The organism is Actinokineospora baliensis (genome assembly GCF_016907695.1).
GTDB lineage: Bacteria > Actinomycetota > Actinomycetes > Mycobacteriales > Pseudonocardiaceae > Actinokineospora > Actinokineospora baliensis.
On record NZ_JAFBCK010000001.1, the window covers coordinates 1379019 to 1402249 of the forward strand.

The window sequence follows — 23231 nt, forward strand, 5'->3', positions numbered from 1 at the left end:
GGTTTTCGGCGACCGTCACCGTGACGTATCGACCCGGTGTGGTCGCCTGCACCGGTTTCATGCCTGATTTATCCCATTTTCCGCCATCATCTCGACGATCCGCTCCAGGTCGTCGACCGAGCCGAACTCGACCACGATCCGGCCCTTGCGCTTGCCGAGTTCGACCTTGACCCGGGTGTCGAACCGGTCCGACAGCTTGTCGGCCAGGTCCTGCAACCCCGGGGCGTGCATCGGCTTGCGCGGTGCGGGCTTCGGCTTGGCCGGGGGAGCGCCCTTGGCCAGGGTGACCGCTTCTTCGGTCGCCCGCACCGACAACCCCTCCGCCACGATCCGGGTCGCCAGCTCTTCCTGGGTCCCCGGCTCGTCCAGCCCGAGCAGCGCCCTGGCGTGCCCGGCGGACAGGACACCCGCGGCGACCCGGCGCTGCACCGGCAACGGGAGCCGCAGCAGTCGGATCGTGTTGGTGATGACCGGCCTGCTGCGCCCGATCCGGCTCGCCAGCTCCTCGTGCGTCACGGAGAACTCGTCGAGCAGTTGCTGGTAGGCCGCCGCCTCTTCCAGCGGGTTGAGCTGCACCCGGTGGATGTTCTCCAGCAGCGCGTCGCGCAGCATCGCGTCGTCCGCGGTCTGCCGCACGATCGCCGGGATCCGGTCCAGCCCGGCCCGCTGCGACGCGCGCAGCCGCCGCTCGCCCATGACGAGCTCGTAGCTGTCCCCGCCGAGCTCCCGGACCACGATCGGCTGCATGAGGCCGAACTCGCGGATCGAGTGCTCCAGCTCGGTCAGCGCCTCCTCGTCGAAGACCTGGCGGGGCTGCTTCGGGTTCGCCTTGATCGCGGCGGTCGGGATCTCCCGGTAGACCGCGCCCGCCACCACCTCGGGGGCTGGCGCGGTCTCGACGGCCTCACCGTTGCGCGCCACCGGGCTGGGCAGCGACAGCCCCCCGGTCGGCGCGCCGGTTGGCGGCCCCTGCGGGATGAGCGCGGCCAGTCCGCGCCCCAACCCGCCCTTGCGTCCGGCCGGTCCACTCATCGGGGCGCCTCCGCTCCTCGTTCGGCAACTTCACGCGCGGCGTCCAGGTAGCTCATCGCGCCGCGGGAACCGGGATCGTAGGCGAGGACGGACTGCCCGTACCCAGGCGCCTCCGAGACCTTGACGCTGCGCGGGATCACCGTGGCCAGCACCGTGTCCCCGAAGTGGTGCCGCACCTCGTTGGTCACCTGGTCGGCGAGCTTGGTCCGGCCGTCGTACATGGTGAGCAGGATCGTCGAGACGGTCAGCGCCCGGTTCAGGTGCGCCTGCACGAGTTCGATGTTGCGCAGCAGCTGGCTCAACCCCTCCAGCGCGTAGTACTCGCACTGGATCGGGATCAGCACCTCCTGCGCGGCGACCATCGCGTTGACCGTGAGCAGGCCGAGCGAGGGCGGGCAGTCGATGAAGACGTAGTCCGGGTCGAGCATGTCCAGCGCCTCGTCCGACAGCGCCTCCTTGAGCCGCGACTCCCGGGCCGCCATGGACACCAGCTCGATCTCGGCACCGGCGAGGTCGATGGTGGCGGGCACGCAGTAGAGCCGGTCCGACTGGTCGCTCATCTGCGCGGCCTCGGCCAGGCTCACCTCACCGAGCAGCACCTCGTAGACCGAGGGGGTGCCGGACCGGTGCTCGACGCCGAGCGCGGTGCTGGCGTTGCCCTGCGGGTCGAGGTCGATCACCAGCACCCGCAGCCCGTGCAGGGCGAGCCCAGCGGCCAGGTTCACCGCGGAGGTCGTCTTGCCGACGCCGCCCTTCTGGTTGGCGACGGTGATGACCCGGCGGTGCGTGGGGCGGGGGAACATCTTGTCCGGGTGCTTCACCCGGGTGGCCCGGGCGGCCTCTTCCGCTATCGGCGTCCACCCGGCGACGGACGCGGGGGAGGGCTGCGTCATCGTCAGCGCACCTCCCCGATCCCGGCGTTCGCCGTCGGTTCCACGTGAAACATCCCTGCTCCGATCTCAGCCTCGATGTGCACCCTGATCCTTCCTCGTCCGGCGGGACCGGTCCGGCCCGGTCGCGGACTGCACGCGTTCGATGACCACCACGGTCGTCGGCACCTCGAGCACACCGGCACCGCAGCGCTCGACCTTCGGCTCACCGCCCCCCATCGCGGCGACCTCGGCCCGATCGCGGTCGATCTCCTCGGCGGCGCTCGCGCCCTTGAGGGCGACCACCTGGCCGCCCCGCCGGAGCAGCGGGAGACACCAACCGGAGAGCTTGGCCAACGGGGCGACCGCCCGGGCGGTGACCACATCCGCGCCGGTAACCCGTGACCTGACCGCTGGCTCCTCGGCTCGCCCGCGCAGGACGGTCACCGAGGACAGAGCAAGAGTCTCCACGACCTCGTCCAGCCACGCCACCCGCCGCGCCATCGGTTCGACGAGCGTCACCCGGACATCGGGCCGTGCGATCGCCAACGGAATCCCCGGCAGCCCCGCCCCCGACCCGACATCAACGACGGTGGCCCCACGGGGAACGCACTCCTCGATCACGGCCGAGTTGAGCACGTGCCGGTCCCACAGCCGGTCCAGCTCCCGAGGCCCGATCAGCCCGCGCTCCACCCCGTGCTCAGCGAGCAACTGCACGAACCGCTCAGCCACCCCCACCCGCTCCCCGAACACGTCCTCCGCGACCCCCGGCCGCACCAGCCCACTCATACCCCACCCGATGTTCCACGTGAAACCATGCCGCCGCGATTCTCCCTGACGCTGCCGGTTCCAGTACCGCTGCCCCATCACGTTTCACGTGAAACACGGCGAGCCGCGCGCGCCCAGCGCGCGAGTGGGGTGGACAGCTCGATGGGGCGGACCTGTTTTGCGCGGGGCCCCTACGACACCCGTGGCAGGACCGCAAAGCTGGGGCCGAAAAGCATGGCCCTGTCCGCGCACAACGCTACGGGCGCCGCACCCCCACACAAAACAGGTCCGCCCCATCGAGCAGTTGGCACCAGCGACTTCCGGGAGCGGTGGCCGGGCTGGCGGGGCTGACTCGGCGGGCTGGGTTGGGTGGGCCGACTCGGTGGGCTGGGTTGGTGCCAGAACAACCCCCCGAGCCAACCCACCCAACTCAGCCACCGCTCCCAGGAAGCCGCCCGCCCAATGCTCGATGGGGCGGACTTGGTTTGTGTGGGGTGGCGGTATCCGTAGCGTTGTGTGCTGCAGGGCCATGCTTTTCGGCCCCAGCTTTGCGGTCCTGCCACGGGTAGCGCAGGGGCCCCGCGCAAACCAAGTTCGCCCCATCGAGCCCACCCACACCCCACGGACCGCGTCGCGATGCCGAAGGCGAGCCGACCCCGGAAGCCGCCGCCGCCAGTCCAACCCACCGAGCCAGCCCCGCCACCCCAACCACCGCTCCCAGGAAGCCGCCCACCCAATGCTCGATGGGGCGGACTTGGTTTGTGTGGGGTGGCGGTGCCCGTAGCCTTGCCTCGCTGCAGGGCCATGCTTTTCGGCCCCGGCTTTTGCGGTCCTGCCACGGGTAGCGCAGGGGCCCCGCGCAAACCAAGTTCGCCCCATCGAGCCCACCGGACCACGACGGGTCCGTGTCGCAATGCCGAAGGCGAGCCGACCCCGCCCCACCGAGCCCACCCACACCCACGAACCGGGTCGCAAGCCAAAGGCGTCGAAACGCAAAGGCGCGGCCCACCAAGCTGGTGGGCCGCGCCTCGGAAAGATCAGCTACTGCGGAAACACGACCACGCGCCGACGCGGGTCTTCGCCTTCGCTTTCGCTGTGCACGCCCTTGACCGTCGCGACCGCGTCGTGCACGACCTTGCGTTCGAACGGGGTCATCGGCTGCAGTCGGATCCGCTCGCCGCTGGAGACGACCTTCTGGGCGGTGGCGCGGCCGAGCTCGCGCAGTTCCTCCCGGCGGTCGGCGCGCCAGCCTGCGATGTCGAGCATCAGCCTGCTGCGGGTGCCGGTCTCCTGCTGGACCGCGAGCCGGGTCAGCTCCTGCAGGGCTTCGAGGACGTTGCCCCTGGGGCCGACGAGCTTCTCCAGGTCCTCGCCGCCGTCGATGCTGATGACCGCGCGGGCGGCCTCCACGTCGAGGTCGATGTCGCCGTCGTAGTCGAGGATGTCGAGCAGCCGCTCCAAGTAGTCGCCCGCGATGTCGCCTTCCTGAACCAGCAGTTCCTCGGTGGAGGCGGCGGGACCCTCGTCCGCCCGCGCGTCCGCGCTACCCCCGTCGGTGACCTCTTCGGTCGCCTGCACCGTTTCCGGCACGGTTCACTCCTCTCCAGGTCGAGGCACGCCTCAGCGGTTCTTGCGACCTGACTTCTTGCTACGGGATCGGTCTGAGATCAGACCGGGAATCTGGGTGCCGCCGGTGCCGTTGCCGCCGGGCTGGGTGGGCTTGGCTGGCGGGGTGGTCGAGTCGGGAGCCGTGGTGTCCGACGTGGTGTCGGTGTCGCTCGGCTCGACCTTGGCGGCGGGGCGCTTCTTCTGCTGGGTGGGCTTCTGGCCCGGCTTGGGGGCGGTCGCGGCCCGCTTCTCCTGGACCTCGGCCTTCTTCGCGGCTTCCTCGGCGTCGACCTTCTTGTACACGAAGCGCTGCTGCCACAGCGTCCACGAGTTGTTCGACAGCCAGTACATGATCAGGCCGATGGGGAAGAAGAAGCCGCCGAGCAGCACGCCGAGCGGGAAGATGTAGAGCGTCAGCTTGTTCATGATCGCGGTCTGCGAGGTGGCCGCTTCCGGGTTCTGCCGGGAGACCGAGTGCCGCGCGGTGAGGTGGGTCAGCGCGCTGGCGAGCAGCATCAGCGGGATGGCGACCAGGACCACGGTGGTGCGGGTGACGCCGAAGTGGGCGAGCTCGGTGGCGGGCTGGGTGATCCAGTTGCTCAGCCGGGCGCCGAAGAGGTTGGCGTCGATGTAGGAGGTGACGCCGCGCTCGTCGAAGAAGTAGTTCTCGGTCTTGCCCGGCTTGAACTCGCGCAGCACGTGGAACAGACCGATGAAGACCGGGATCTGCAGCAGCATCGGCAGGCAGCCGCCCAGCGGGCTGACCCCGTGCTCGGCCTGGAGCTTCTGCATCTCCTGGGCCTGCTTCTGCCGGTCGTTGGCGTACTTCTTCTGCAGCTTCTTGATCTCCGGCGCGAACTCCTGCATCTTGCGCATGGAGCGGACCTGCTTGACCGTGGGCTTGAACATGATCGCCCGCAGGGTGAAGACCAGGAAGACGATGCTCAGCGCCCAGGCGATCGCGCTCGATTCACCGAACACGTGTCCGAAGACCCAGTGCCAACACCACATGATGAAGGACACCGGGTAGTAGATGAAATCGAGCACTGAACTACTCCTCGGTGGCTGTCTGCTCGACCGGGCTGGGCCCGGACTCGGTCTCGGTTCTCCTCGGCGGCACGGGGTCGAGGCCACCGGGGTGCCAGGGGCCGCAGCGGAGCAGGCGGCGCGCGGCGAGCCATGACCCGCGCAGCGCGCCGTGCACGGTCAGCGCCTCGACGGCGTAGGCGCTGCAGCTGGGGTGGAAGCGGCAGGCGGGCGGCAGGACCGGTGAGATCCACCGCCGGTAGAGGTGCACGGGGGCGAGCAGCACCCTGGCCACCGGTCCCGGGCGCGCGGCCTCGACGCGGTCACGCACCGCGCTCGTTGCACTCACGCCCCACCGCCATCGTCCGCCCCAACACCGGGGGCCAGGCGCAGCCTGCGGATCGCGGCGTCGAAGTCCTGGCCCAGCTCAGCGCTCGTCGCCTCCGCCGACACCGGCAGGGCACGCACCACCAACGTGCTGCCCGGCGGGAGAGTTCCGATCCGCGCGCGCACCACGTGCCGCAGCATGCGCGAGACCCGGTGTCGGACCACGGCGTTGCCCACGGCCTTACTCACGACGAAACCGACCCTCGGCGCCGCGGGGGTCCGCGTCGCCGACGGGTCGGCTTCGTGGGGTTCGGTTCCGGCCCCGGCCGTGATGGCGTGCACCACGAGCCTCGGCCGACCGGCGCGCCGCCCGCGCCTGGTCACCAGCCGGAAGTCCGCGCTGTTGGTCAGCCTGCAGGCCGCGGGAAGCACGGCGACCGGCTGGGGTCAGGCCGACAGCTTGTCGCGGCCCCGGCGGCGGCGGGCGGCGATGATGGCGCGGCCCGCGCGGGTCCGCATGCGCAGGCGGAAGCCGTGCGTCTTGGCGCGGCGGCGGTTGTTCGGCTGGAAGGTGCGCTTGCTCACGGCTCGTTCTCCCGGTACTCATCAGGTCTAGCAGGTCTGCCCGCCCCCAGCCGGTCAGCGGCTGGGGACTCGACGTTCGACGCGCGTGGGGCACGCGGAACTCACCCGCCGCAAGCGGGAGACCTTATGAGGGTACGCACCGGTGCCCGCGCCTTCAAACCGGGGTCCACACCGGCGGCCGCGGCGGGGCCTGGACGCCGCTTGTGAGCGCGGGCCGCCATTGTTACCGTGCGCCTCTTGGTCGACCGCACCCGGGATGGAGCACCTGCCGCGCCGCCGTCGCCGGAGCACTGAGTACCTTTGACCCCCCGACACGGGTGTCCCCTCGCCTCGGCCGTACCTTCGTGCACAGTTGTGGACAACCCTGTGGATGCCCGTTTGACGGCGAACGCGCACCGGGACCAGCCTTACCGCCGATGCCGAAGAGGGGAGGGGAGCGGGCGCCGATGTCCGAGCACCAGATGAATCTCGGGGTGGTCTGGGAGCAGGTCGTTCGTGAGCTGTCCGCCGGGACCCTGTCCCCGTCCCAGCGGGCGTGGATGCGGATGACCAGGCCGATCGGCCTGCTGGACGGCACCGCGCTGCTCTCCGCGCCGAGCGACTTCGCCAAGGAGGCGATCGAGCGCGCGCTGCGCGAGCCGATCACCAACGCGCTCTCCCGCAGGCTTGGCCGGGTGGTGTCGCTGGCGGTCAAGGTCGACGCGGCGCCCGCCGTCCCGACGCCCGCCGCGGTACCCGTGCCCGGCCAGGGCGTGGCGAACCAGGTCGTCGCCGCCCCCGTGGTCGCGCCGTCCCCGGTGGTGACCGCCGAGGTCGACGGCGACACGCTGACCATCCCGGCCGCGGACGTGGCCGCGCTCGACGCCCAGTCGGCCGAGCACCCGGAGTCCGAGGACGACGGCGAGGAGGTGGACGAGGAGGGCGACGCGCTCGCCACCGTCCACGAGATCTGGCCGACCTTCACCGGTCAGCACGCGAGCGGGCAGCCGTTCACCGCGCCCGCGCAGCCGCAGACCTCCAAGACCAGGCTCAACGAGAAGTACACGTTCGACACGTTTGTCATCGGCGCGTCCAACCGCTTCGCCCACGCGGCGTCGGTCGCCGTCGCCGAGGCGCCCGCCCGGGCGTACAACCCGCTGTTCATCTGGGGCGAGTCCGGGCTGGGCAAGACGCACCTGCTGCACGCGGTCGGCCACTACGCGCAACGGCTGTTCCCCGGCATGCGGGTGCGCTACGTGTCGACCGAGGAGTTCACCAACGACTTCATCAACTCGCTGCGCGACGACCGGAAGGTGGCGTTCCAGCGCCGCTACCGCGACATCGACGTGCTGCTGGTCGACGACATCCAGTTCTTGGAGGGCAAGGAAGGTACTCAGGAGGAGTTCTTCCACACCTTCAACACGCTGCACAACGCGAACAAGCAGATCGTGGTGTCCTCCGACCGGCCGCCCAAGCGGCTGGAGACGCTGGAGGACCGGCTGCGCACCCGGTTCGAGTGGGGTCTGATCACCGACATCCAGCCGCCGGAGCTGGAGACGCGGATCGCGATCCTGCGCAAGAAGGCGGCCCAGGACCGGTTGGCCGCCCCGGCCGAGGTGCTGGAGTTCATCGCGGCCAGGGTCGAGGCCAACATCCGCGAGCTCGAGGGCGCGCTGATCCGGGTGACCGCGTTCGCCTCGCTCAACCGCCAGCCGGTCGACGTCGGCCTGGCCGAGATCGTGCTGCGCGACCTGATCCCCGACTCGCAGGCCCCGGAGATCAGCGCCCCGACGATCATGGCCGTGACCGCGGAGTACTTCGGCGTCTCGATCGACGACCTGTGCGGCCCCGGCAAGACGAAAGCGCTTGCGCAGGCCAGGCAGATCTCGATGTACCTGTGCCGGGAGCTCACCGACCTGTCGCTGCCCAAGATCGGGCAGACCTTCGGCGGCCGGGACCACACCACGGTCATGCACGCGGACAAGAAGATCCGCAAGGAGATGGCCGAGCGCAGGCGCATCTACGACCAGGTGCAGGAGCTGACCTCCCGCATCAAGCAGCGCGCCCGCGCCTGACGGCGCTCGTACCCCGGAAGTCACCTCCGGGGTACACCCATGCCCGGATCCAGCGGTCGCACCTCTTTATTGCGGCTGTGCGGGACCGTCCACCGGTGCAGTAAAGATCGCGCCGCGCGCCGGGTGCTGACCGCGCGCACCCGCCTCGACTCGTGCCGTGAGCACGGCGCCCGATAGGTTCGTCCCGGCCGTGTGTCTTCCGGCCGCCCAACTCCGCCGGAGCCCCGCGCCGGGGCGGTGTCCGCACCCGATCCCCAGGCGCAGAAAAGTTCCGGCCGCCGAGCTCGGGTCGCACTCTTTATTGCCGCCGTGGAGCGGCCGCCGGGGAGCCGTCGAAGTCGGCCGATCGCGTCGATCGCCGGGGTGCCGGGTGGGCCGCGGCGCCGCGCCCGCTACCGGATCCGCCCCGTCGCGGAGGTTTTCTGGGCCTGGGGAGGGCCGCTCCACACCCCCAGAAAGGTCACGAACGGGCGAACCCGGGTGGTCTGCGTCACCGAAAACGGTGGATAACCCTGTGCACAACCCTGTGGGCAGTCGCGCGGCCGCCTGGGGGCTACTCGGCCCACATCTGGGGATCGTTCTGTGGACAACTCGGCCGATCTGTGGACCGAACGGGTGAGCCGGAAAACCATCCACCGACCCCCCGAGTTGTCCACCGGTCCGACCCCCCGGTTCTCCACAGGGCGCCGTGCACCGTGACCTGCGCGGACCACGGTCATCCACACAATCCACAACGCTTACTACTACTGCTGTTTTTCTTCTCTTCCAGATGAACAAAAAAGAAGAAACAGGGGATGGCCGAAGTTGGGGACACCTCGCCGCGGCGCTCGCCCAGGACCGGCCGGGAGCGGGCCGCCCCGGATGACGGGGCCCCGGATCACGCTCTACGGTTGGGCCCTACAGCGTGGACAGCTCGACGGCGCGGCCTGGCACGACTCGGTGCGGCGCGGCGGACGGGCCTGGAAAGGACTCCCATGAAGATCCGCGTCGAGCGCGACGGCCTGGCCGACGCCGTCGCCTGGGTCGCGCGCAGCCTCCCGTCCCGACCCCCTGTCCCCGTCCTCGGCGGGGTTCTGCTGGACGCGGGCGCCGCGGAAGGTTCCGACGGACTCACCGTGTCCGGGTTCGACTACGAGGTGTCGGCCACCGTCAAGGTCCCGGCCACCGTCGCCGACGGCGGCCGCACCCTGGTCTCCGGCAAGCTCCTGGCCGACATCACCAAGTCGCTGCCCGCCCAGCCGGTCGAGATCTCCGTCGACGGTGCCCGGGTCGCGATCACCTGCGGCAGCGCGAAGTTCAGCCTGCCGACCATGCCGGTCGACGACTACCCGGCCCTCCCGGCCATGCCCCAGCACGCGGGCGAGCTCCAGGGCGAGGTCTTCGGCCTGGCCGTCAGCCAGGTCGCGGTCGCGGCGGGCAAGGACGACACGCTGCCGATGCTCACCGGGGTCAGGGTGGAGATCACCGGGGAGAAGCTGACCCTCGTGGCCACCGACCGGTTCCGGCTGGCGATGCGCGAGTTCGAGTGGAAGCCCTCCGGCGACGTGGAGGACGCGGCGGTGCTGGTGCCCGCGCGGACCCTCGCCGACGCGGCCAAGGCGCTGGGCAGTTCCGGGCGCACGGTCGAGTTGGCACTGTCGCCTGGGGACGGACTGCTGGGCCTGTCCGGTTCCGGGCGGCGCACCACCAGCCGCCTGCTCGACGCGGAGTTCCCGCGCTACCGCCAGTTGCTGCCCAACGAGCAGACCTCGAGCGCCGTCATCAGCGTGCCCCCGCTCGTCGAGGCGATCAAGCGCGTGTCGCTGGTCGCCGAGCGCGGCACCCAGGTCCGGCTGGAGTTCGCCGACGGCGTGCTGAGGTTGTCCGCCGGTGGCGACGACGAGGGCAGCGCGGAGGAGGAGTTGCCGGTCGAGTTCACCGGCGACCCGGTCACCATCGCGTTCAACCCCGGCTACCTGCAGGACGGGCTCGCCGCGCTGCACAACGACCGCGCGGAGCTGTCGTTCACCACGCCCAACCGCCCGGCGCTGATCAAGCCGGTCGGCGATGATGGCGTCATCCCCGGGTACCTCTACCTGCTGATGCCGGTCCGGCTCCCGGGCTGATCCAGCAGCCACAGCGAGAGGAACAACCGTGCAGCTCGGACTCGTCGGCCTGGGCAAGATGGGCTTCAACATGCGCGAGCGCCTGCGCGCCGCCGACCACGAGGTGATCGGCTACGACCGCAACGCGCAGGTCAGTGACAGCTCGTCGCTGGCGGACCTGGTCGGCAAGCTCGCCGCGCCCAGGGTCGTGTGGGTGATGGTGCCCGCGGGGGAACCGACCAGGCAGACGGTGGCCGAGCTCGGGGACCTGCTCGCCGAGGGCGACCTGGTCATCGACGGCGGCAACTCCCGCTACACCGACGACAAGGTCAACGCGGACCTCTTGGCGCACAAGGGGATCGGCTACCTCGACGTCGGCGTGTCCGGCGGGGTGTGGGGCCGGGAGAACGGCTACGGCCTGATGGTCGGCGGCGACCGGGAGCACGTCGAGCGGGCGCTGCCGATCTTCGACGCGCTGCGGCCGGAGGGCCCGCGCGAGGAGGGCTTCGCGCACGCGGGCAAGGTCGGCGCCGGTCACTACGCGAAGATGGTGCACAACGGCATCGAGTACGGCCTGATGCAGGCCTACGCCGAGGGCTTCGAACTGCTCGACGCGGCCGACGAGGTCACCGACGTTCCCGCGGTGCTCAAGGCGTGGACCCGTGGCACGGTCGTCCGGTCCTGGCTGCTGGACCTGCTGGTCAAGGCGCTGGAGGAAGACCCGGGCCTCTCGGAGATCAGCGGGTACGTGGAGGACTCCGGCGAGGGCAGGTGGACGGTGGAGGAAGCGATCAACCACTCCGTGCCCGCCCCGGTCATCTCGGCCGCCCTGTTCGCCAGGTTCGCCTCCCGCCAGGCCGATTCGCCCGCGATGAAGGCGGTCGCGGCGCTGCGCAACCAGTTCGGCGGGCACGCGGTGCACAAGGCGGGACCCACGTCCGGGTCCGGCGACGTGAGCTAGTGCGGGTCCGGCACTTACAGGTCAGCGACTTCCGGTCCTGGCAGCACGCCGACCTGGAGTTCGACGCCGGGCCGTCGGTGCTGGTCGGCTCCAACGGGCAGGGCAAGACCAACCTGGTCGAGGCCATCGGCTACGTCGCCACCCTGGGGTCGCACCGGGTGGCGGCCGACCAGCCGCTGGTCCGGCACGGGTGCTCGCGGGCGGTCGTGCGCACCGCGGTGATCAACGACGGCCGGGAGCTGACGGTCGAACTGGAGATCACCCCGGGCAAGGCGAACCGGGCGCGGATCAACCGGGGCCCGGTCCCGCGCACGCGCGACGTGCTCGGGATCTTGCGCACTGTGTTGTTCGCGCCTGAGGACTTGGCCTTGGTGCGCGGCGACCCGGGAGAACGACGCGGGTTCCTCGACGACCTGTTGGTGCTGCGCGCACCGAGGTACGCCGGGGTGCGCGCCGACTACGACAAGGTGCTGCGGCAGCGCAACGCACTACTGAAGAGTGCGGCGACCAACCGGCGCGCGCGCCGGGCCGATCCGGACGCGGTGTCGACCCTCGACGTATGGGACAACCACCTCGCCGTGCACGGCGCCCAGTTGCTGGCGGCCCGGCTTGACTTGGTCGCCGACCTCGCGCCGCGGGTGGCCGCGGCCTACGCGGGGGTCGCACCCGAGTCCCGTCCAGCGCAGGTCGCGTACCGCTCGCAGATCGAGGACACGCTACCCGCGGGCTACGGCAAGCCGGGCGGGGAGCGTGCCGACATCGAAGTGGTGACCGACGCGCTGCTGGCCAGGATGGCGCTGCGCCGCGACGCCGAACTTGAGCGCGGGGTCAGCCTGGTCGGTCCGCAGCGCGACGAGCTCGACCTGGTGCTCGGCGAAGCCCCGGCGAAGGGCTACGCCAGCCACGGCGAGTCGTGGTCGTTCGCGCTCGCGCTGCGGTTGGCGTCCTACGAGCTGCTCAAGGACGAGGGCAGCGAACCGGTGCTGGTGCTCGACGACGTGTTCGCCGAGTTGGACCGGCGCAGGCGGCAGCGACTCGCCGATGTGGCGGTCGGGGCCGAACAGGTCCTGGTGACGGCCGCGGTGGAGGAGGATGTGCCCGGCGAGTTGGTCGGTGCCCGGTACGAGGTGGCCGACGGGGAGGTGCGGCGTGTCTGATGACCTGTTCGGCGGTGCGCTGGAACCCGCCCCGCCACCGCGTGCGCCTCGGCGACAGTCGGTTACCAAGCGTGGCGTTGCCGCCCCCACAACTGGGGATAACCCTGTGGATAGTGTGGATAACACCGTCACTGTGCGGCCATCCGGGGTACCCGGGGCGGGGAAACGCCAAAGTTCATCCACACCAGGGGGTGGACAACCCCATGATCCATCCACAGGGGTGACGCAGGGTGAGGTCGCTGGCGGTCAGCAGCCGCCGCGGGGATCAGATCTTGCCAGAGCCGCCCTGGCCGCCGCGCGGCAGGCCGCCCAGAGCAAGCCGAAGCGCCGCTTTGTTCCACGTGGAACAGCGGGGGCCGGGTCCCGCAAGCGTAGGCGGTGGTCCGGCGCCGGTGCCGACGAGCGCGACCCCCAACCGCTGGGCAGGCTCGCCTCGCGGATCGCGGTGGAGCGCGGCTGGCAGGGCAACCTGGCGAACGGGCAGGTTTTCGACCGGTGGGCCACACTGGTCGGGGCCGAGATCGCCGAGCACGCGAAGCCCGTCGCGCTCAAGGACGGGGAGTTGACCGTGCAGGCCGACTCCACCGCTTGGGCCACCCAGCTGCGGTTGCTGCAGCGCCAGCTGCTCGCGGGCATCGCCGCCTCGGTCGGCCGCGACGTGGTCACCAGGCTGAAAGTGCAGGGCCCCTCCGCACCCAGTTGGCGGTACGGCCCCCGGCACGTCCCCGGCCGTGGACCGCGAGACACCTACGGCTGAACCTCGCGGGTCGAGACAGTGGCGTTGGCGTCCGGACCCGTGCCAGTTGCCAAACTGGTCTCTGTGACCGAGCCAGGGGTGTCCTTGACCCGGTTCTGCGCGACCGCACCAGTACTATGTTGGGAGGGTGCGCGCGGGCGGCCCAGAGAGCGCGACCGAGCCGGTCGCCAGCCTCGACCCGCGCGCCGCCCCGCAGTCGTTCCGACGCACGAGGAGACACCGGGCACGTGGCAGCTGACAAGCAGGAGAACTCGTACGGCGCCGGTTCCATCGGGGTGCTCAAGGGCCTCGAAGCTGTCCGGCTGCGCCCGGGCATGTACATCGGGTCCACCGGTGAGCGCGGCCTGCACCACCTGATCTGGGAGGTCGTCGACAACTCGGTCGACGAGGCGATGGCGGGCCACGCCACCAAGGTCGAGGTCACCCTGCTCGCCGACGGCGGCGTCCGCGTCGACGACGACGGCCGCGGCATCCCGGTGGAGGAGCACCCGGAGGAGAAGCGCTCCGCGCTCGAGGTCGTGATGACCGTGCTGCACGCGGGCGGCAAGTTCGACAGCGACAGCTACGCGGTCTCCGGCGGCCTGCACGGCGTCGGCATCTCGGTGGTCAACGCGCTCTCCACCAGGCTCGAAGCGGTCATCAAGCGCGACGGGTACGTGTGGACCCAGGGCTACGCCGACTCCAAGCCGCTCGGCCCGGTCGTGCAGGGCGCCGCCACCCGCGAGCTCGGCACCTCGATCAGCTTCTGGGCCGACCCGGCGATCTTCGAGACCACCACCTACAACGCCGAGACCGTCGCCAGGCGCCTGCAGGAGATGGCGTTCCTGAACAAGGGCCTCACGATCGTCCTGCGCGACGAGCGGGTCTCCGACGCCGAGACCGAGGCAGACGCCGACGGCCAGGCGGCGCGGGTCAAGGAGCGCACCTACCACTACCCGGGTGGGCTCGAGGACTTCGTCAAGCACATCAACCACAGCCGCGAGGCGATCCACAAGAAGGTCATCGCCTTCGAGGCCAAGGGCACCGGCATCGAGGTCGAGGTCGCGATGCAGTGGAACACCGGCTACAGCGAGTCGGTGTACACCTTCGCCAACACGATCAACACCCCCGAGGGCGGCACCCACGAGGAGGGCTTCCGAGCCGCGCTGACCAGGGTGGTCAACGTGTACGCGCGGGAGAAGAAGCTGCTCAAGGAGAAGGACGCGAACCTCTCCGGCGACGACGTGCGCGAGGGCCTCGCCGCGATCGTGTCGGTGAAGCTGGCCGAGCCGCAGTTCGAGGGCCAGACCAAGCAGAAGCTGGGCAACACCGAGGCGAAGACGTTCGTGCAGCAGACCTGCAACGAGTGGCTGGCCGACTGGTTCGAGCGCAACCCGGCCGACGCGAAGACCATCGTCACCAAGTCGGTGTCCTCGGCGCAGGCGCGGATGGCCGCCCGCAAGGCGCGCGAACTGGTGCGGCGCAAGGGCGCGCTCGACATCGGTGGTCTGCCGGGCAAGTTGAAGGACTGCCGGTCGACCAACCCGGAGGAGTGCGAGCTCTACATCGTCGAGGGCGACTCGGCGGGCGGATCGGCCAAGGAGGGGCGGGACTCGCTGTTCCAGGCGATCCTGCCGATCCGGGGCAAGATCATCAACGTGGAGAAGGCCCGGATCGACCGGGTGCTCAAGAACACCGAGGTGCAGAGCCTCATCACCGCGCTGGGCACCGGGATCCAGGAGGACTTCGACGTCGCCAAGCTGCGGTACCACAAGATCGTGCTGATGGCCGACGCCGACGTCGACGGCCAGCACATCAGGACCCTGCTGCTGACGCTGGTGTTCCGGTTCATGCGCGGGCTCATCGAGCACGGCCACGTGTACCTGGCCCAGCCGCCGCTGTACAAGATCAAGTGGCAGCGGACCGAGCCCGAGTACGCCTACTCCGACCGCGAGCGCGACGGCATGCTCGAAGCCGGGTTCGCGGCGGGCAAGAAGATCAACAAGGATGACGGCATCCAGCGCTACAAGGGTCTCGGCGAGATGAACGCCGAGGAGCTGTGGGAGACCACCATGGACCCGGCCAACCGGGTGCTGCTGCGGGTCACCCTCGACGACGCCGCCCAGGCCGACGAGCTGTTCAGCGTGCTCATGGGCGAGGACGTCGAAGCCCGCCGCTCGTTCATCACCCGCAACGCCAAGGACGTCCGCTTCCTGGACGTGTAGCCGGGGCCATGCCCCCGCGTCGCACACCCCCCGCGTGAAAGGAACGTCCGGTCGTGACCGAAACCCTGCCTCCGCCCGGCGACCGCATCGAGCCGGTCGACATCCAGCAGGAGATGCAGAACTCCTACATCGCCTACGCGATGAGCGTCATCGTCAGCCGCGCCCTCCCGGACGTGCGCGACGGCCTCAAGCCGGTCCACCGGCGCGTGCTCTACTCGATGTTCGACACCGGTCTGCGCCCCGACCGCAGCTACGTCAAGTGCTCCCGAGTCGTCGGCGACGTCATGGGCAACTACCACCCCCACGGCGACTCCAGCATCTACGACACCCTGGTGCGCCTGGCCCAACCCTGGTCCATGCGCTACCCCCTCGTCGACGGCCAGGGCAACTTCGGCAGCCCGGGCAACGACCCGGCTGCCGCGATGCGTTACTGTATTGATGCAGAAACTCGCGTGCGGATGCACGATGGATCCAGCGTGCGGATCGGCGACATCGTCCCGGACGCCCTGCCGAACTCCGACAACGCGATCGACCTCAAGGTCCTCGACCGCAACGGCAACCCGGTGCGCGCGGACCGGCTGTTCCACTCCGGTGAGCACCCGACGCTGAAGCTGACCACCCGCGAGGGCTTCGAGCTCACCGGCACGCACAACCACCCGGTGCTCTGCCTGGTGTCGGTGCTCGGCGTGCCGACGCTGCTGTGGAAGCTGCTGGAGGAGATCCAGCCCGGCGACTGCGTCGTCATGCAGCGCACCCCGGCCGAGGAAGCCGGAATTCCGCCGGTCAAGGACTACGCGGCGGCGATCCTGGCAGGCGCCTTCGTCAGCGAGGGCTGGGCCTCGCCGGGGCGGGCAGGCTTCAACAACACCGACAAGTCGTACTTCGACTGTGTGATCAGCGCCTACGACACCGTGGTGGGTGGGCGGCGTTACGTCTCGTCGCGGACCATCGCCTCGGGCTCGCTGCTCCACGAACTCGACGTGCAGGACATGTCGGCCTTCGTCACCAGCCCGCTCGCCGAGATGGTCGGGGTTCGCAGTGCGGGTAAGCACGTCCCGGAGTTCGTGTGGGCAGGCGGTCCAACGCTCAAGCGGGCATTCCTGAGTTCGCTGTTCACCGGTGACGGGTCCTGTTCGGCGCTGCCGCGCAACACCGTGCAGATCTCCTACTCGACCCGCAGTACCCGCCTGGCGAGCGAGGTCCAGCAGCTGCTGCTGGAGTTCGGCGTGGTCAGCAAGCTGGTCCGCTACGAGGACGGCGAGATCAAGGTCGTCATCACCAACCGCCGCGACGCGCGGTTGTTCGCCACCAACGTCGGCTTCCTGCAGGCGAAGCAGAACAAGCTTGTCGCGATCCTCGACGGCATCCCGACCGAGAGCCGCTCGATGTCGAGCGACCACGTGCCGTTCGTCGGCGAATACATCCGCGCCAACGGTGCTGCCCGGTGGACCGAGCGGGACTGGCTGCGCAGGCACAACGTCGACCGGATCGAGCGGTGGGAGTACAACCGCGACGAGATCGTCGAGCGGATCACCGAGCCGGGCGTTCTCGACGTCGTGGAACCGTTGGTGGATGGTCGGTTCTACTACGCGCAGGTCGAGTCCATCGTCGACGCGGGCGTGCGACCGGTCTACAGCATCCGCGTCGACACCGAAGACCACGCCTTCATCACCGACGGGTTCGTCAGCCACAACACCGAATCGCGCCTGACGCCGTTGGCGATGGAGATGTTGCGCGACATCGGTGAGGACACCGTTGACTTCGCGCCGAACTACGACGGCAAGACCGAAGAGCCGACGATCCTGCCGTCGCGGATCCCGAACCTGCTCGTCAACGGTGGCAGCGGTATCGCGGTCGGCATGGCCACCAACATCCCGCCGCACAACCTGCGCGAGGTGGCCGACGGTGTCGTGTGGGCGTTGGAGAATCCGGATGCGACCGACGACGAGCTGCTCGCCGCGATGCTGCTGCGGATCAAGGGGCCGGACTTCCCGACCAAGGCGCTGATCCTCGGTACGCAAGGGATCGAGGACGCCTACCGCACCGGCCGCGGTTCGGTGCGGATGCGCGCGGTGGTGGAGGTCGAGGAGGACGCCAAGGGGCGCACCATCCTCGTGGTCACCGAGCTGCCGTACCAGGTGAACCCGGACAACCTGATCGAGAACATGGCGCAGCTGGTGCGCGACGGGAAGCTCACCGGGATCTCCGAGATCGCCGACGAGTCGAACTCGCGCTCGGGCATGCGGATCGTGATCGGCCTCAAGCGCGACGCCGTGGCGAAGGTGGTGCTCAACAACCTCTACAAGCACACCCAGCTGCAGCACAACTTCGGCGTCAACATGCTGGCGCTGGTCGACCAGGTGCCCAGGACGCTGCGCCTGGACCAGATCATCCGGCACTACGTGAAGCACCAGATCGAGGTCATCGTCCGGCGCACCCGCTACCGGTTGCGCAAGGCCCAGGAGCGCGCGCACATCCTGCGCGGCTACGCCAAGGCCCTGGACATGCTCGACGAGGTCATCGCCCTGATCCGCCGCTCGCCCTCGGCCGACGAGGCCAAGACCGGGCTGATCACCCTGCTCGAGGTCGACGAGATCCAGGCGACCGCGATCCTGGAGCTGCAGCTGCGCAGGCTCGCCGCCCTGGAGCGCCAGCGCATCATCGACGAGCTCGCCGAGATCGAGCGCTACATCGCCGAGCTCGAGGCGATCCTGGCCAGCGACGAGCAGCAGCGGCACATCATCCGCGACGAGCTGATGGAGATCGTCGACAAGCACGGCGACGACCGGCGCACCCGGATCATCCCGTTCGACGGCGAGGTCTCGGTCGAGGACCTGATCGCGGTCGAGGACGTGGTCGTCACGATCACCCGCACCGGCTACGCCAAGCGCACCAAGACCGACCTGTACCGGGCGCAGAAGCGCGGCGGCAAGGGCGTGCAGGGCGCGGCGCTCAAGCAGGACGACATCGTGGCGCACTTCTTCGTCTGCTCCACCCACGACTGGATCCTGTTCTTCACCAACAAGGGCCGCGTCTACCGCGCCAAGGCCTACGAGCTGCCCGAGGCCAACCGCGCCGCCCGCGGCCAGCACGTGGCGAACCTGCTCGCGTTCCAGCCGGACGAGGAGATCGCGCAGGTCATCCAGATCAAGGACTACACCGCCGCCCCGTACCTGGTGCTGGCCACCCGCGACGGTCTGGTGAAGAAGTCCAAGCTGGCCGACTTCGACAGCAACCGCGCGGGCGGTCTCATCGGTATCAACCTGCGTGAGGACGACGAACTGGTCGGCGCGGTGCTGTGCTCGGCCGACGACGACCTGCTGCTGGTGTCCGCGGGCGGGCAGTCCATCCGCTTCCACGCCAGCGACGACGCGCTGCGGCCGATGGGCCGGGCCACCTCCGGCGTGCAGGGCATGCGGTTCAACTCCGGTGACGAGCTGCTGACCATCGGGGTGGTGAAGGAGGGCACATTCGTCTTGGTCGCGACCGACGGCGGGTACGCCAAGCGCACCCCGATCGAGGACTACTCGGTGCAGGGGCGCGGCGGCAAGGGCGTGCTCACCATCCAGCACGACTCGCGGCGTGGCAGGCTGGTGGGAGCGGTCATCGTGGAGCTGGAGGACCAGCTCTACGCGATCACCTCCTCCGGCGGGGTCATCCGCACCACCGCGAAGGAGGTGCGCAAGGCGGGTCGGCAGACCAAGGGCGTCCGGTTGATGAACCTGGGCGAAGGGACCACCCTGGTCGCCATCGCCCGCAGCGCCGAGGTGGCCGCCGAGGACGTCGACGCGATCACCGAGGACGGTGCCGTCGCTGTCGGTGATGGCGCGGTGGTCGAGGACAGTGCAGTGGTCGAGGGGGATGTCGACGGCGACGCGCCGGAGGCAGACGCGACCGAGCAAGCCGAGTAGAAGACAGAACGCGCGAGACCTAGGGGAAGCCGCTCGTGACACAGCCCGAGAAGCCGGACACCACCGGACACGAAGAACCGGAACGGACTTCGGTCATCGCCACGACGAGCAAGGACTCGCCAGCGCAGACACCGGAACCCCAGGACGGTGCCGTGGTCGAGGAGAACGAGACCACGCCACCGCCCTGGGCCCGGCTCGCCCAGGAGGAAGAACCCGAGCCACCGGCGTTCCCCGCGCCAGAGGCCGACCCCGACGTCACCCAGGCGGTGCCGCACCCCGGCAACGGCCAAGCCCCGGCCTTCCAGCCCCCCGACGAGGCCACGATCGCCGTCCCCCGCCCCGTCGTCACCGGCGCGGCCGCCCCCCGCCTGTTCACCGACCCACCGCCCCGCGCCGCGCTCAACCTCGACAACGGCGCCAGGGCCACCCCGGGCAGCACCGCCCCGCCGAGCGCCCTGCGCCGCCCCGGCCGCGGCCCCCGCCGCGCCAACCTGCAGATCAAGCGCTTCGACCCCTGGTCGGTGCTCAAGCTCAGCCTCGTCCTCGGCGTCTCCCTGTTCTTCGTCTGGCTGGTCGCCGTCGGCGCCCTCTACGCCGCCCTCGACGGCATGGGCGTCTGGGACAAGGTCAACGGCATCTCCAACGACCTGCTCAACAGCAGCGGCGGCAACACCGGCCCGCTGATCAGCGCCGGGCGCGTCTTCGGCATCGCCGCCATCATCGGCGCGATCAATATCGTGCTGTTCAGTGCCCTGGCGACGGTCGGCGCGTTCGTCTACAACGTGTCGGCGGACCTCGCGGGCGGCCTGGAGGTCACCCTCGCCGAGCGCGAGTAGGGGATACCGATTTGGGGCCCAGAAGCCACGTGCTGTAACCTTCTGGCGTTCCCACAGGGGCCTATAGCTCAGGCGGTTAGAGCGCTTCACTGATAATGAAGAGGTCGGAGGTTCAAGTCCTCCTAGGCCCACGGACTCGGGCGACTTGTGTCTGCGAAGAGAGCAGACCGGGTCGTCCGTTGTCGTATCTGGGGGGCGACCCCCCAGACCCCCACGGTGCGGGGGCGGGAAGGTGCGCAGCGGTGGAGTTCGCGGAGCTTGCGTAGCGGACGGAAACGCGGGAGTGCCGGGACCGGGGTCAGGGCCGGCGGAACTGTGGAGTGGCCCAGGGGCCTGGGTGACCGAGCGGGGGAGCACTGGGGCGGGTGTGGCAGACTAGTTGGGTCGGTCCTGGGGAGAGAGGGCTGGCGGAAGTTGGGTTCTGGTGCCTTAAGGAGGCATACGTCGTGAAGAAGCTCCTCGCGCTCGCCGCGGTCGCTGGTGGTGTCCTCCTGGTCATCAAGCGCAAGAGCTCGGCCAAGGCCGAAGCCGCGCTGTGGCGTGAGGCCACCGCCCCCGCCAACAACGGTGCGAAGAAGGCCTAACGGCCTGGGGCACGGCGCAGCGCCGTGCCGCTCGGGGACGTAGCTCAATTGGCAGAGCACCGCCTTTGCAAGGCGGGGGTTAGGGGTTCGATTCCCCTCGTCTCCACCACTCTTCAGACATGAGAACGCCCAGGTCAGCGCGGTTCCTTCGCTGCCTGGGCGTTTCCCGTGTGGACACCGGTTCAGCTCCCGTGCCCCCGTCGTGCCCCTTCCGGGACTTGGCCACGTGGTGGCTCATCGCCTTCGAGACCGTCCTTCGCTACGTCGTCACCATCGGCCCCAAGGAAGCCCGCTACGTCGAGGCTGCCCTAACAGCTCACGAAGCTGAGGCTGTCAGCAGCGATCGCCCGCTGTTGAGCGTCAGCAACAACTGCACGGACTAGCACCTCTGGTCACCGGGATCGCCGCCCGCGAAGACGCCAGGACCGACCGCCTCAAGCCCAGCCCATACCTTCTCCACCAGGCCCTTCACGGCCGCCGACCAGCCGCCGCAGTCTTCGTCGGCGACTCGATCACCGACCTGCACGCCGCAGAAACAGCTGCGGTGCCCTTCATCGGCTACGCCAACAAGCCCGACAAGCTCCACGGCTTGGCCAGGTCAGCGGCACTGACGACATCAATGACGTTGCTGGTCGAAGCCCACTAGGACTTGGCTCTGGGGATCAAGGCAGGCGCGAGGGGTTGGGAGTGCGGGGGTGGGGCGCGAGGGGTACGACTGGGGCGTACTGATCTCGTTCCTAGGAGTGGTGGATGACTGAGCGCAGGGCTACGACGGTGTGGAGTGGGGATTTGGCCCGGGGGACGGGGCAGGTCTCGTTGGACACCTCGGGGGCGGCGAGCTTCACGGTGTCGTTCCCGTCGCGGGCGCAGGAGGCCAACGGGCAGACCTCGCCGGAGGAGTTGATCGCGGCGGCGCACTCGTCGTGCTACTCGATGCAGTTGTCGGGGTTGTTGGGGGCCAACGGGACGCCGCCGGAGCGGATCGAGACGGGGGCGGTGGTGACCTTCGGGAAGAGGGGCGACGGGTTCGCCATCCTGGGGATCGCGTTGACCGCGCGGGCCGCGGTGCCCGGTCTCGACGCGGGGGCGTTCGCGGAGATCGCGGAGACGGCCAAGCGGATCTGCCCGGTGTCGGCGGCGCTCACGGGTACCGAGATCACCCTCGACGCTGCCCTGGTCTAGACGCGGCGGCGGGGCGGGGACCTGTGTCCCCGCCCCGCCGGTCGGCAACCCCGGTGTCCGGCCCGGGTTGACGACTCTCAGGCCGCGGCGGCTTCCTTGCGGCGGGAGCGGCTGAACAGCTCGTCGATGGCCCACTTGCCGGGTCCGAAGACCGCGATCAGCAGGAACGACCACGCGAACAGCGCCGGGATCTCGCCGCCGTTCTCGATCGGGAACAGCGCCCTCGCCTGGTGCACGGTGAAGTACGCGTAGGCCATCGACCCGGAGCACAGCAGCGCCGCGTAGCGGGTGCCCAGGCCCAGCACGACCAGGGTGCCCGCGACGAGCTGGATGGCCGCGGCCCACCAGCTCGGCCACGAGGCGAACTCGGGGACCTTCCCGCCGCGCGGGCCGGTCATCACGTCGAACAGGGTGGCGACACCGTGCAGGACGAAGATGAAGCCGATGACGATCCGGAACAGGGCTAGTACGTGGTCCCGTGTTCTGTCGAACAGGTCCATGCCTGGCTCTCTTTCATTCGGAACAACAGGGTAGTCATCCATTCGTGGCCGAGGCCACACTGTCTGTAATGCCCCTGACGCTGTTCCGGTTCAACGAGTGGCCGACACCACACTTACCGTCATCTGGTTGACTTGCGCCGCCATGAGAAGAGTCGTGATCGTCGCCGCGCCCCTGCTCGCCCTCGCGGCGTGCACCACCACTGAGCCGCAGGTCGCGCCGCCCGCGACCACCACGCCGCCGTCCTCGGCCGCGCCGAGCGCGACCACCGCCCCCGGCCCCCCGCCCGCCCCGGAGCCGGTCGCCGACGGACCGTGTCCCTACCTGGAGAGCTCGGTCGTGGCCGACGCGAACGGCCAGCACGTGACCAAGGTCCGCACCTCCGCCGACAAGCCCCCCGCGTGCTTCTTCTACCGCCCCGACGGCAGCGTCCAACTCACCGCCCGCGTCTACACCGGCGACCCCACCACCGCGAAACTCCTGGTCGACGAGGCGGCCCCCATCGCCACCTCCAACCCGGCCTCCGCCCCCGCTGGCTGGACCGGCGGCTCCCTCTCCGGCCCCAAGGGCGCCGTCTACGCCGTCGCCAAGGCGGGCACCGCGGTCGTGGTGAGCACCAACCAGGAGCAGACCATCAAAGCCCGCCGCATCACCGAAACCGTCATCACCAACCTCGGCCTCTAGCCGCCCGCCAGCAGCCCCAGACCCCCCGCACCCACCTGCTCAGACCGCAACGAAGACCCTCCCCGCGACCGCAGCCCGACCCACAGCCCCCACCGCTCCACTGG

At 69.8% G+C, this 23231-nt stretch carries 21 protein-coding genes and 2 tRNA genes; 14 read left to right on the top strand and 9 right to left on the bottom strand.

Translation table 11 applies throughout. The features are described from left to right. Positions 1-57: 57 nt before the first annotated feature. The 8 genes from JOD54_RS06370 to rpmH all read right to left on the bottom strand — a co-directional run bounded on the left by JOD54_RS06370 (position 58) and on the right by rpmH (position 6215). Entirely contained in the window at positions 58-1032 is a 975-nt protein-coding gene (locus tag JOD54_RS06370) for a ParB/RepB/Spo0J family partition protein (RefSeq protein WP_204449647.1), read from the bottom strand. Next, entirely contained in the window at positions 1029-1925 is an 897-nt protein-coding gene (locus JOD54_RS06375; protein WP_204449648.1) for a ParA family protein, read from the bottom strand. The genes JOD54_RS06370 and JOD54_RS06375 overlap by 4 nt, the downstream gene beginning before the upstream one ends. 66 nt (positions 1926-1991) lie before the next feature. Further along, positions 1992-2690, bottom strand: coding sequence for a 16S rRNA (guanine(527)-N(7))-methyltransferase RsmG (gene rsmG, locus JOD54_RS06380; RefSeq protein WP_204449649.1), 699 nt, complete (start codon positions 2688-2690; stop codon positions 1992-1994). Positions 2691-3710: 1020 nt separating this feature from the next. After that, positions 3711-4259 (bottom strand): Jag family protein, encoded by a 549-nt coding sequence (locus tag JOD54_RS06385; RefSeq protein WP_204449650.1) that lies wholly within the window; start codon positions 4257-4259, stop codon positions 3711-3713. Between the two features lie 30 nt (positions 4260-4289). Then, complete coding sequence (yidC, locus tag JOD54_RS06390; protein WP_204449651.1) at positions 4290-5324, bottom strand: membrane protein insertase YidC; 1035 nt, start codon at positions 5322-5324, stop codon at positions 4290-4292. Between the two features lie 4 nt (positions 5325-5328). Further along, positions 5329-5652, bottom strand: coding sequence for a membrane protein insertion efficiency factor YidD (gene yidD / locus JOD54_RS06395; protein ID WP_307859863.1), 324 nt, complete (start codon positions 5650-5652; stop codon positions 5329-5331). Continuing rightward, positions 5649-6062 (bottom strand): ribonuclease P protein component, encoded by a 414-nt coding sequence (rnpA, locus tag JOD54_RS06400; protein ID WP_204449652.1) that lies wholly within the window; start codon positions 6060-6062, stop codon positions 5649-5651. The genes yidD and rnpA overlap by 4 nt, the downstream gene beginning before the upstream one ends. A gap of 15 nt (positions 6063-6077) precedes the next feature. Continuing rightward, the gene (gene rpmH, locus JOD54_RS06405) at positions 6078-6215 is read right to left on the bottom strand and encodes a 50S ribosomal protein L34 (protein WP_018684246.1); all 138 of its coding nucleotides are present in this window, start codon (positions 6213-6215) and stop codon (positions 6078-6080) included. A gap of 446 nt (positions 6216-6661) precedes the next feature. Here rpmH and dnaA point away from each other — a divergent pair, with 446 nt between their 5' ends. The 13 genes from dnaA (at position 6662) to JOD54_RS06475 (ending at position 21945) form a co-directional block, all read left to right on the top strand. After that, the gene (gene dnaA / locus JOD54_RS06410) at positions 6662-8269 is read left to right on the top strand and encodes a chromosomal replication initiator protein DnaA (protein WP_204456116.1); all 1608 of its coding nucleotides are present in this window, start codon (positions 6662-6664) and stop codon (positions 8267-8269) included. Between the two features lie 974 nt (positions 8270-9243). Continuing rightward, entirely contained in the window at positions 9244-10374 is a 1131-nt protein-coding gene (gene dnaN / locus JOD54_RS06415; protein WP_204449653.1) for a DNA polymerase III subunit beta, read from the top strand. 28 nt (positions 10375-10402) lie between these two features. After that, positions 10403-11314 carry a phosphogluconate dehydrogenase (NAD(+)-dependent, decarboxylating) gene (gene gnd / locus JOD54_RS06420; protein ID WP_204449654.1) on the top strand — a complete coding sequence of 304 codons (912 nt, stop codon included), beginning with the start codon at positions 10403-10405 and terminating at the stop codon, positions 11312-11314. Continuing rightward, the gene (gene recF, locus JOD54_RS06425; protein WP_204449655.1) at positions 11314-12471 is read left to right on the top strand and encodes a DNA replication/repair protein RecF; all 1158 of its coding nucleotides are present in this window, start codon (positions 11314-11316) and stop codon (positions 12469-12471) included. Before gnd ends, recF begins: the two co-directional genes overlap by 1 nt. 220 nt (positions 12472-12691) lie before the next feature. Continuing rightward, positions 12692-13228: a DciA family protein gene (locus tag JOD54_RS33960; RefSeq protein WP_307859864.1), complete on the top strand. Its 537-nt coding sequence runs from the start codon at positions 12692-12694 to the stop codon at positions 13226-13228. Positions 13229-13455: 227 nt separating this feature from the next. Further along, positions 13456-15432 (top strand): DNA topoisomerase (ATP-hydrolyzing) subunit B, encoded by a 1977-nt coding sequence (gene gyrB / locus JOD54_RS06435; RefSeq protein ID WP_204449657.1) that lies wholly within the window; start codon positions 13456-13458, stop codon positions 15430-15432. Between the two features lie 53 nt (positions 15433-15485). Beyond that, the gene (gene gyrA / locus JOD54_RS33965) at positions 15486-19343 is read left to right on the top strand and encodes an intein-containing DNA gyrase subunit A (RefSeq protein WP_307859865.1); all 3858 of its coding nucleotides are present in this window, start codon (positions 15486-15488) and stop codon (positions 19341-19343) included. A 95-nt stretch (positions 19344-19438) separates the two neighbouring features. Further along, positions 19439-20179 carry a DUF3566 domain-containing protein gene (locus tag JOD54_RS35470; protein ID WP_372440391.1) on the top strand — a complete coding sequence of 247 codons (741 nt, stop codon included), beginning with the start codon at positions 19439-19441 and terminating at the stop codon, positions 20177-20179. 57 nt (positions 20180-20236) lie between these two features. Next, positions 20237-20310, top strand: a tRNA-Ile gene (locus JOD54_RS06460). A 315-nt stretch (positions 20311-20625) separates the two neighbouring features. Next, the gene (locus JOD54_RS06465; protein WP_143073738.1) at positions 20626-20763 is read left to right on the top strand and encodes a DLW-39 family protein; all 138 of its coding nucleotides are present in this window, start codon (positions 20626-20628) and stop codon (positions 20761-20763) included. Positions 20764-20796: 33 nt separating this feature from the next. After that, positions 20797-20872, top strand: a tRNA-Ala gene (locus JOD54_RS06470). A gap of 291 nt (positions 20873-21163) precedes the next feature. Further along, positions 21164-21409 carry an HAD family hydrolase gene (locus JOD54_RS35945; protein WP_372440392.1) on the top strand — a complete coding sequence of 82 codons (246 nt, stop codon included), beginning with the start codon at positions 21164-21166 and terminating at the stop codon, positions 21407-21409. A 104-nt stretch (positions 21410-21513) separates the two neighbouring features. Next, positions 21514-21945 carry an OsmC family peroxiredoxin gene (locus JOD54_RS06475; RefSeq protein WP_204449659.1) on the top strand — a complete coding sequence of 144 codons (432 nt, stop codon included), beginning with the start codon at positions 21514-21516 and terminating at the stop codon, positions 21943-21945. A 77-nt stretch (positions 21946-22022) separates the two neighbouring features. Here the strand turns inward: JOD54_RS06475 and JOD54_RS06480 are convergent, their stop codons facing one another. After that, the gene (locus JOD54_RS06480; RefSeq protein WP_204449660.1) at positions 22023-22445 is read right to left on the bottom strand and encodes a DoxX family protein; all 423 of its coding nucleotides are present in this window, start codon (positions 22443-22445) and stop codon (positions 22023-22025) included. A 142-nt stretch (positions 22446-22587) separates the two neighbouring features. On the opposite strand from JOD54_RS06480, the gene JOD54_RS06485 reads away from it, so the two are divergent. Continuing rightward, the gene (locus JOD54_RS06485; RefSeq protein WP_204449661.1) at positions 22588-23127 is read left to right on the top strand and encodes a DUF2020 domain-containing protein; all 540 of its coding nucleotides are present in this window, start codon (positions 22588-22590) and stop codon (positions 23125-23127) included. Positions 23128-23231: the final 104 nt, after the last annotated feature.